At 44.3% G+C, this 8,607-nt stretch carries 11 protein-coding genes and 1 pseudogene; 1 reads left to right on the top strand and 11 read right to left on the bottom strand.

The features are described 5' to 3' along the window. The first annotated feature begins 130 nt into the window (after positions 1–130). Entirely contained in the window at positions 131–298 is a 168-nt protein-coding gene (locus MNV_RS21205; RefSeq protein WP_096204666.1) for a 3-hydroxyacyl-CoA dehydrogenase NAD-binding domain-containing protein, read from the top strand. A 111-nt stretch (positions 299–409) separates the two neighbouring features. Here the strand turns inward: MNV_RS21205 and MNV_RS06680 are convergent, their stop codons facing one another. The 11 genes and pseudogenes from MNV_RS06680 to MNV_RS21195 all read right to left on the bottom strand — a co-directional run bounded on the left by MNV_RS06680 (position 410) and on the right by MNV_RS21195 (position 8,489). Beyond that, positions 410–721, bottom strand: a complete 312-nt coding sequence (locus MNV_RS06680; RefSeq protein WP_096204664.1) for a DUF1622 domain-containing protein — start codon at positions 719–721, stop codon at positions 410–412. A gap of 42 nt (positions 722–763) precedes the next feature. Continuing rightward, positions 764–1,957, bottom strand: coding sequence for a saccharopine dehydrogenase family protein (locus MNV_RS06675; RefSeq protein WP_096204662.1), 1,194 nt, complete (start codon positions 1,955–1,957; stop codon positions 764–766). After that, positions 1,954–3,270 (bottom strand): aspartate aminotransferase family protein, encoded by a 1,317-nt coding sequence (locus tag MNV_RS06670; RefSeq protein WP_096204660.1) that lies wholly within the window; start codon positions 3,268–3,270, stop codon positions 1,954–1,956. Before MNV_RS06670 ends, MNV_RS06675 begins: the two co-directional genes overlap by 4 nt. A gap of 29 nt (positions 3,271–3,299) precedes the next feature. Next, positions 3,300–4,774, bottom strand: a pseudogene (locus MNV_RS20605) (aminobutyraldehyde dehydrogenase). 93 nt (positions 4,775–4,867) lie between these two features. Next, a complete protein-coding gene (locus MNV_RS06660) occupies positions 4,868–6,352 on the bottom strand; it encodes a glutamate synthase-related protein (protein WP_096204658.1) in 1,485 nt (494 codons plus the stop codon). Positions 6,353–6,372: 20 nt separating this feature from the next. After that, on the bottom strand, positions 6,373–7,254 hold the full coding sequence (locus MNV_RS06655; RefSeq protein ID WP_096204656.1) for a sulfite exporter TauE/SafE family protein: 882 nt from the start codon (positions 7,252–7,254) through the stop codon (positions 6,373–6,375). Then, positions 7,190–7,357: a hypothetical protein gene (locus tag MNV_RS19445; protein ID WP_179293841.1), complete on the bottom strand. Its 168-nt coding sequence runs from the start codon at positions 7,355–7,357 to the stop codon at positions 7,190–7,192. The genes MNV_RS06655 and MNV_RS19445 overlap by 65 nt, the downstream gene beginning before the upstream one ends. Before the next feature lie 82 nt (positions 7,358–7,439). Next, complete coding sequence (locus tag MNV_RS21200) at positions 7,440–7,541, bottom strand: C2H2-type zinc finger protein (RefSeq protein ID WP_143311672.1); 102 nt, start codon at positions 7,539–7,541, stop codon at positions 7,440–7,442. Between the two features lie 50 nt (positions 7,542–7,591). Further along, positions 7,592–7,810, bottom strand: coding sequence for a DUF2769 domain-containing protein (locus tag MNV_RS06650; RefSeq protein WP_096204655.1), 219 nt, complete (start codon positions 7,808–7,810; stop codon positions 7,592–7,594). Between the two features lie 29 nt (positions 7,811–7,839). Continuing rightward, on the bottom strand, positions 7,840–8,352 hold the full coding sequence (locus MNV_RS06645) for a hypothetical protein (protein WP_096204653.1): 513 nt from the start codon (positions 8,350–8,352) through the stop codon (positions 7,840–7,842). A gap of 56 nt (positions 8,353–8,408) precedes the next feature. Further along, the gene (locus MNV_RS21195) at positions 8,409–8,489 is read right to left on the bottom strand and encodes an SEC-C metal-binding domain-containing protein (protein ID WP_394336532.1); all 81 of its coding nucleotides are present in this window, start codon (positions 8,487–8,489) and stop codon (positions 8,409–8,411) included. Between the last annotated feature and the right edge of the window lie 118 nt (positions 8,490–8,607).

Below are 8,607 nucleotides of genomic sequence, written 5' to 3'. Positions count from 1 at the left end.
AATATTACTTAATTTAGGCAGAGTTAAGGCTCAACATACTTTTCCAGAAGGCCCCTCAGATACTCCTGGGCCCAGGCAGGATAATAGTAAGGACTGATTTCAGGCATGGGAGCAAAATCACTCAACCGGGATGTCCAGACCAGTACTCAATACACATTTCTATTCTCCAATATGGGAGCGTCCTATGGTGGAATTAATGCGGGGTACGAAAACATCTGATGAGACGATCAAACGTGTACATCAATTTGCCCTTAATATTGGGTTGACACTTCTTCTGGTTCACAAGGAGAATAGATAATGGTGAGCTAGGTGTTAAGACTGGAAAAGGCTTCTACACATATCCCAATCCAGCCTTCGAGCAGCCCTTCTGGTTGAAAGGCAGTAAAGAAAAAGGTGCGCTTGAAAATTCTTAATCAATCAACCTCTTTTTACTGCTATCGAACTCAGCCGCCTCCTTCGTTAAAAAGTACCCCATCACCGTTCTGATGCTGACAGTAGCGCCAAGAAAGAGAATCTCTTGCTGGCTGGGAGCAACAATCGTCTTCAAGATGTCACTGGCAACGAGAAAGTCCAGTCCAAATACGATCTTATGCGTGAAATCTCTGCGAATATCATGAAAACTGATGTCTATTGACCTTTTCAATTCTAACTGCAAAGTTCTGATTACTGTTAAAATTCCTCCGTAAAGGATGATTGTAGCTCCAATATAGGCAAAAAGCATTGACGATATATCTATGATTTCCGTATGGTACCACCTGTGTTTTTAATGTCTTTTTGCTCCAGTGAGATTTTGTATGCTTTCCCGGTTCTCCTGAAATGAAATATAGATTTTGCGTTTTGCCAGCTCCCCAAAAAACAATTCAGGATATATACACAGTTCAGGAGGCATGACACCGCGCTTTTCAATTTTGTTTTCAGCAATCATTTGTGCGATTATTGACGGCGGCACGCCGGTATCCCAGGTACCTGCCGGTATATTCCATCTGGAGTTTGATCTCGATTCACAATATACTACCGCATTCCTTGTCTTTCTTTCGCGCTTTCCTCTCAATTCCACTCGGAGGAACTCCACATCTTTTATCCTGTCTTTTTCAGATATAAACCTGTTCAGCAGACTCACTGTAAAGTCCAGAGGTACAACATCAATATTCTTATATTTCACAGGAGTTGTTGATGCAAAACCTGTGTCTATGAGGAACTTTATTTTCTCAACGAACTCCTTCGGGAAACCGCCTTTAAAGCTGCAATTCTTGATACCTTTATCTTTGAAAGATGAAGGGAACGTGGCTACTTCGGAATGGAGGGTATAAAAACAAGTTGCCCTGTCTACAGGCGGTGGGAACTCGATCTCCTCCTCCCCGCTGAGAGGCTTTACATACTTTAATTTTCCTTCGGAGAATACTGCCGGTTCCATTGAAAATTCATCAAATATCGTACGCATCGAATAGGGAACCACAAACGGCATATCGTACTTCGTATAATCTTTGTCAGCGAATTGCACATGGATTGAGTCTATTGTATCAAGTAATCCTGAACCATAGGCAGCCATAATATTTGTTATGCCGGGCGTTGCGCCGCATCCAGCGACTGCAAGTTTACCTTTCTTCTCGAAACTATTATTCATTTTTAATTGCTTTTTTGTCATGTGGAACAAGCCACCCAGATCAACGTAATTCGCTCCCGCGGAAAGTGCAGCTTCCATTACCTGTAAATTCGTGGTGTATTGCGTTGCGTTGATAACAACATCAGAACCTTTCAGGAGTTCTATCAATTCCTGAGGCTCATCTGCATCTGCTCTTGCCCACTCTATATTATTGTGTTTGAAGGATTCTGCAAACGCTTTCGCTTTTTCTTCATTTCTCCCGGCAACGACTATTGTGCCCTTGAATGTTTCGAATAGATCAATTACCGTTATCCTCCCCATTTCCCCGTATCCGCCCAGAACCACAATTTTCATTTCAAATCACCGAGAGCATCATCCAGCGCCTCCAATGTTTTGTCAAGGTCTTCGGATGAATGTGAACACGAAGTGTATATCGCCTCCTCGCCGTCTTCGTCGACCATCACTCCTCTCTTTAATAGCTCATATTGCACTTTTGTGAACATTTTCATATCACAAAAAGCGAGGTCTCTGTAGGCAGTGATCCTTTCTTTATCTGTGATGAGGAACTGGAACATGGTTGGAAAGCCGTGGACTACATGGGGGATCTTATGGTCTTCAAGTATCTCATCTATACCTTTCATCATCTTTTTTCCGTAGCTGTAGAGGCTGTCCCAGACACTGCTTTTATCCAGTTCTTTCAAAGTAGCCTTACATGCGGTAAGTGAAACCGGATTTGCAGAATAAGTCCCGCCGTGCATGACCTTTCCAGGTCCGATGAGCTCCATTATATCTTTTCTTCCCCCGAAGGCGGCAATTGGATACCCATTGCCCATGGATTTGGCAAAAGTAGATAGATCGGGAGTTACATTGAAGAGCCCCTGAGCACCCCCTTTTCCAAGCCTGAACCCTGTCTTTACCTCATCGAAAATAAGGAGGATGCCATATTCATCGCAGAGTTCCCTGAGATACTTCAAATATCCCTCATTTGGAGGAATTGCAGAAGCATTGCCCATGACAGGTTCGGTGATTATAGCGGCAACATCTTTGTAATTATCCTTAACTTTACGCTCAATTGATTCGAAATTGTTCCACTCGCACACCAGAGTATAATTCGACATCCCGTTCGAAATTCCTAAGGAAGCGGGGATAGCTTCCCTTGCGCAGTGATATCCTGGTTTCGTGGAGAATGACACAGCATCGTGCCAGCCGTGATAATGACCTTCGAATTTTATTATCTTGTCCTTTTTCGTAAATGCCTTTGCAACCCGTATCGCTCCCATCGTTGCCTCTGTTCCCGAGCTTGCGAACCTGAGCATCTTGATCGAAGGTACGAACCGGCATATCGTCTTTGCGACTTCGATCATAAGCTCATTATCCGAAGCGTAGACCAGACCTTTTTCATCAGCCAGGTGCACAGCATCGTGTATTTCTTTATAGCTATGACCGATTATGACAGGTCCGTAGCCCAGCCTGTAGTCAATATATTCATTACCATCCACATCCCAGATATAAGAGCCGACTGCTTTTTCAATGAAAATGCTGCAGGGTCCGAACTCGTGGCAGGCGCTTTTCATGAGCCTTGCATTTGATCCCACCCCGGCGGGGATGATTTTGGACGCTTCCTTATACAACTCCATTGATCTGTCCAGTTTTAATTTTTCTGCCATGTTTTTCTCCAAAATTTTGAATGTTTTATTTATTTTTCACCGTAAACAGTATAGTACCAGGGCTTCCTGACCGAACCTGTCTGGTCGATGTAAACATGCTTGATCTGAGTGTATTCCTCAAGCGAGTATAATGAAAGATCTTTTCCAAAACCGCTCTGTTTAAAGCCGCCGTGAGGGGTTTCTGAAGTTAATACCCCGTGCTCGTTTATCCAGACAGTTCCGTATTTCAGCCTGTTTGCTATCCTGACAAGGTCTGTTATATCTTTTCCCCAGACAGAAGAGGCAAGCCCGTAAACCACATCATTTGCTTTTTCTACGACCTCGTCAACAGTTGAAAAACCGGATACTGACAACACAGGACCAAAGATCTCTTCCTGGCATATCCTCATCTTCTGCTCAACACCTGTAAAAATGGTGGGCTCAAAAAAGTATCCCTTCTTCATGTTTTCTGGTCTTTTTCCTCCATGGATAAGATTTGCACCCTCTTCTATTCCTGATCGCACGTAGGCTTCAATCCGTTCCCTCTGTTTCCCTGATACCAGAGGCCCCATGTCGGTTCTCTCATCAAGGGGATTGCCAATCCTGATCTTGCGCGCCTTTTTCACCAGCAGTTCGGCAAATGCATCGTGGATGCTCTCATGAACATAAACTCTAGTCGCTGCAGTACAATCCTGCCCGCTGTTCCAGAAGGCTGCGACCACAGCCCCTTTGTTGCCGAGTCTATGTTCGCATCGTCAAGAACTATGAAAGGGGCTTTTCCTCCGAGTTCCAAATGGACTTTTTTCAGGTTGCCGGAAGCCATCTGCATGATCTTCTTTCCGGTGGAAGTATCGCCTGTCAGCGAGATCATGTCAACTTTGGGGCTTGTTGCGAGCTCTTCTCCTATGACCTCGCCCGGACCTGTAACAACATTCAAAACACCGTCTGGTACTCCGGCGATCTGTGCCAGTTTAGCGAACTCAAGCAGCGTCAATGGCGTAAGACTTGCGGGTTTAACGACAACAGTGTTTCCTGCAGCCAGCGCCGGAGCCATCTTCCATACAGCTATATATAAGGGATAGTTCCAGGGAACCACACCAACTACAACTCCTATGGGCTCTCTTCGGATAATGCTTGTACCCAGCCCCGAATATTCGGATGCGGACTTGCCTTCAAGCAGCCTCGCCGCGCCTGCAAAAAACCTCAGATTATCAATAATGAAGGGAAGATCAGAATCCCTGCTGTATTTGATTGTCTTGCCGACGTTCATCGACTCCAGTGTGGCGATTTTCTGGGAATTAGCATCAACCAGGTCTGCAAGCTTCCAGAGAATCAATGAACGTTCTGCCGGTGTTTTGTTTGACCAGACGCCGCTATCAAATTTCTCTCTTGCTGCATCTATAGCGGATTTTGCATCTTCCTTTGTGCCGAGCTGAACATTTGCGATCACTTCCTCGGTGGCAGGGTTCCTGACATCGAAAGTTTCTCTCGATGAAGATTCTACCCATTTACCCCCGATAAACATCTTGTATTTTTCTACCATGGAATCACTCCTTATTCACCACTCAAGAGAAATATTACGGTTTCAGGATATATAATATTACTGCAAATCAATTGTTTAGACATGCTCGATCTCCGTATGATTTGAGATCTCAGAATTTGTTGTGCATAGATCCTTTGTGCTCAATTTATGTACATCATCATTTCCAGTCAATCTTGCAAAATCCCTTAATTCTTCCGTAGAAACCCTTAAGAAATTTTCCAATTTCTTAGCAGAGAACTCAACTTTTAACCTTCCCCTTAATTCCGGGTCATGGGTAGTGACGCCGACCGGGCATTTACCTGTATCGCATAGCCTGTACTGCTGGCATGCGCATGCCAGCAGGGCAGCAGTGCCTATGGCAACAGCATCTGCACCTAAAGCTAACGCTTTTGCGAAATCCGAGGACACCCGAAGACCGCCTGTGATAATAAGGGATATGTCTTTTATTCCTTTTTTATCAAGGTATTTCCTTGCCCTGTATAGGGCAAAAACAGCAGGTACTGACGTTGCCTGTTTTACGAACTTGGGCGAAGCCCCGGTTGCGCCGGGTCTTCCATCGATTGTTATAAAATCCGGTCCTGCATAGGTCGCTATTTCCAGGTCATCTTGTACATGACCTGCTGCGATTTTTATCCCGATGGGCTTTCCATCGGTTTTTTCTCTTAACCAGTCCACCTTCTTTTTGAGATCATCCCTGTTCTTTATGTCTTCAAAATGGGACGGACTGACAATATCAATCCCTTCCGGGAAACCCCTGATTTCTGCGATCTCCCGGGTTACCTTCTCTGCAGGTAAATGACCTCCCATGCCTGGTTTTGACGACTGCCCGATTTTGATTTCTACAGCATCCGCTTTCTTGAGATTCTCATCATTAACGCTGTACCTGTTGGGCACGTATTCAAAAATGTATTTATAGGCGTTGTCAAGCGACTCCTTCAAAATCCCGCCTTCCCCTGAACCCATGGCGGTCCTGACAGCAGCACTCCCTTTTGCTAAAGCCGTTTTGACTTCTTTTGACAGGGCGCCAAAAGACATATGGGTTACATAAATTGGGGTTTCGATTATAAGCGGATGCTTCGCCGCAGGACCTATTGTGGTTCTGATATTCACAGACTCATCTTTATTTAAGGGAATTTTCGCCAGTTGAGCACCTTTTATTAGAATATCATCCCAGGAGAGCACATTTTTTGTTGTTCTCATTGGCTCGATGATAGACTCCCCGGTCACGGAAATCGTATGGATATCCGCCATATATGTCTCCAGGTCATCCCTCTCCCGTTTCCATTCTGCCAGATATCCGCCCAGATCCATTTTAGCAGTGGAAATCGTCACCTTACTTTTGGCTCCGCAACGGGGGCAGGTCATGATATCATCTATTTGCGCAATCCTCTTTTCCTCTTTGACAGGCTTTAAGTGGGATTTATCAGACGCACAAATGGGACACTTCCACTCATCAGGGAAGTCTTCCGGTTTTGTTCCGGGTTTTATCCCTGTAAGTGAGTTCCCCCGTGTATCGTCATATTCGAAAACATTGCAAACATCGCATCTGTATTTTGTCATTTATATCTACTTCCTCGAATTCACCTGAAACCGATATATAATAAGGCGATCGCCAGAAAGACAAAAAGCACTGAAAGTACTTTTTCCAGAACTGCGGTATTCATTCTTGCTGCAACATACGGCGCAAGCTGACCCCCGATTATGACCGCAGGAACTGTCATGGCAATAATGTTCCATGGCGTGGCACTTCCCCCGGCGGACGAACCGATAAGATGGGCTGTTGAAGCCACAATGGCAGTCCCTGCCACGATGATATGATTCGTACCGACACCAACTTTTGCCGGGATGCCAGATACTATCATGGAGACCACACCCATTTCCCCGATTCCGAACCCCGACATCCCCTGGAATATACCTCCCAGAGAATAACCAAATAGCCTGATTCTGTACGCGCATCTACAATAATTGTAAACCTTTCCATTCCTGTCTGTAAGCATGACATTTTCTGGGGTTCCCCTGTGCTGATGTGTAATTGTAAGGCTTTTTTTGGATGCCAGTTCATCAGCGAATGCCTTTATCCTTTCAGCATGCCCTAAAGAATAGACCGAAATAAGCAATGCAAGGCTTATGAGAAAATAGATCAATTTTTCCGGGAAATAGAAGGCTGCCACAGAGGAAATAATAACTACAGGCACTGCTCCTGTGAGGGAGCGAAAAGCCATTTTCTTATCTACGAGACCAAATCGCATAAAGGCGAAAGTGGAACTTGATATCCCGAAGGATTCGGTTATCAAACCGAGCATAACACTTTGCCCCGGAGTGAGCCCGAATGCAAGTGCAGGGAATACGAGCGCAAAAAAGGTACAAAAAGGGCCGCGCCGCTTATGCCTACCGTATTTACGACAATTGCAATCTGATGGCAACAGGGAACATCCACCAGAATTCAGTCCAGTAGCCAACATCGCCCCTGACAAGACCCGTCAGGATAAAAAGGAAAATCGGGATTATGAGAAGAATTAAATAGTTTTCGTACTCAAGTGCTTTTTCCGATATTCGCTTTAGCATGAAATCGTTAATTTTTGAATCTACAGACTCTCATTTCTCCCGCCAGAGTGCGATTTTAATTTAACTTTCACTCTTCTCAAGCTTATTTGGACTTTTTATGTTCTTTCTTTGCGTGCTCCATTAGCTCTGATTCAGACTCAAATGTAGCACCACACATATTACACTTGTATTGCTTTTCAGCCATATTCTCTGTCACCTCCCTTTAGCAGTAGTCACTTGCATTAAGTCCTTTTTTCACGGCGCCTTACCAGCGTCACAGAAGTATAACCCATTCAACTTATATCTGGCATATACCAGACAAGCAGGACATTTACAGCCTTTTTTTACGATTTTTTCTGGCGATTTACCCCTTGCACAGAACAGCATTGGCTGTGGGGGATACGGCAGGCTTGGACAGGTTCCGCAGTAATTCATGCAGATAGCCAGATTTTCTTTTGTATCATCAACCGGCATTTCAAATACCTCCAAAAGAATAGATAAAATCAGGTCAGCATTTTCTTGAACATATTCCGAACCATCATTCTCTTCAGGATGAAATAATCCTGTGTAGCAGCCATCACCGCACTCTTTTCCATCATCTTCCTGTCTTCAGGCCATGCTGACATTATTTTCTTCAAAGCTCCCATCAGCACCTCTCTTTTCTCTTTTGGAATCTTTGTCATGAGGTCAGTCCTTGTTTTAACAACCTTGATCCTGTCTTCTTCTGACAGTTCAGCTATACCGTCGAGCATGTCCGTTATTGCATCTATCCTTTTGTCTTCTGGCAAGGTGGAAAATTGCTCCATCCGTGCTCCAAGAATCTGACGCCTGTCTTCCTCGGGTTTTGATGCCAGCATTTGCATCATTTCCATCATCTGAGTGAGCTTTTCAGCTTTCGCCTTGCGCTCCTGGCATGCAGGGCACTTCTCAAGATGTTCTTCTATAGATGCAGTATCTTTACCTGCGCATTCCTCACATTCTTTTGCTAACTTTTCTAACTCTTCTCTTGCAGTCATAAAATAATTCACCCCTAAGCGATAGTTGTAGTTTTTATGATATATAGTTTCTTATATTATTTCTTTACGCAGCAATCCTTGAATTTCTTTCCTGATCCGCAAAGGCATGCCTCATTCGACGCAGGGTCTTCTTTGATGCACTGTATAGCCTGCCATATTTGTTAACCTCCATTTATTTATCTTTTTCAGATATTAGTAAAATTTACTTCATATATCCTGAATTTCAACGATTTTGGTAACTATGTTTTTGAGTTT

Source organism: Candidatus Methanoperedens nitratireducens (genome assembly GCF_900196725.1).
In the GTDB taxonomy this organism is placed as follows: Archaea; Halobacteriota; Methanosarcinia; order Methanosarcinales; family Methanoperedenaceae; genus Methanoperedens; species Methanoperedens nitroreducens_A.
Note: the sequence above shows the minus strand (reverse complement) of the source record. Positions and strands in the feature narration are given on the sequence as shown.